The organism is Mesorhizobium sp. M2A.F.Ca.ET.037.01.1.1 (assembly GCF_003998075.1).
Taxonomy (GTDB): Bacteria; Pseudomonadota; Alphaproteobacteria; order Rhizobiales; family Rhizobiaceae; genus Mesorhizobium.
Map to the genome: position 1 here is coordinate 1 of NZ_RZSA01001548.1, position 899 is coordinate 899.

The following is an 899-nucleotide window of genomic DNA, read 5'->3' on the forward strand; positions in this document are numbered from 1 at the left end:
ACGATCAGCGCCGCGATGCCGATCCACAGCATGAACACGCCTGGCGCCACGACTTCCATCACCAGGAGCACGATGCCGAGAACCATCCAGTTCCACGGGCCGAGTTCCGAAACGATGCGGTCGATCATTGACGGTCTCCCACAGAGTTAGATGATCAGCCGTCGGTCTGCCGCACGATCGGCGGGCGCGAACCCTGGCGCGGCGTGCCCGATGGGGTATCGCCCTTGAAGACTTCGCGGGCGATCTCGCCGATGCCGCCGAGCGAACCGATCAGCGACGAGGCCTCGAACGGCATCAGCACGATCTTGTTGTTGCTCGACGAACCGATCTTGGCCAAGGCCTCGGTGTATTTCTGCGCGACGAAGTAGTTGATCGCCTGCACATCGCCCTTGGCGATGGCTTCCGACACGACCTGCGTCGCCTTCGCTTCGGCCTCAGCCGAGCGCTCGCGCGCCTCGGCGTCGCGAAAAGCGGCTTCCCTGCGGCCCTCGGCTTCAAGGATCTGCGATTGCTTGAGGCCTTCGGCGGCCAGGATCTGGGCGCGCTTGTCGCGCTCGGCCATCATCTGGCGGCCCATCGATTCCACGAGATTGGCTGGCGGGTTGATGTCCTTGATCTCGACGCGGGTGATCTTGATGCCCCACGGATGCGCCGCCTCGTCCACGACGCGCAGGAGGCGCTCGTTGATCGCGTCGCGATTGGAAAGCAATTCGTCGAGGTCCATCGAGCCCATGACGGTACGGATGTTGGTCATGGTGAGGTTGAGGATGGCGTTCTGGAGACCTGCGACCTGATAGGCCGCCTGGGCGGCGTTCAGCACCTGGTAGAAGGCGACGCCGTCGACCCCGACGATGGCATTGTCGCGGGTGATGATCTCCTGCGTCGGGACGTCGAGCACC

At 63.8% G+C, this 899-nt stretch carries 1 protein-coding gene and 1 pseudogene; both read right to left on the reverse strand.

The annotated features are described in order from the left end of the window. Window positions 1–128 (reverse strand): annotated as a pseudogene (locus EOA27_RS42790) (NfeD family protein); the annotation flags it as partial. Between the two features lie 26 nt (window positions 129–154). Continuing rightward, window positions 155–899, reverse strand: a 745-nt coding sequence (locus EOA27_RS38270) for an SPFH domain-containing protein (RefSeq protein WP_145970897.1), incomplete at its 5' end; no start/stop codon positions are given.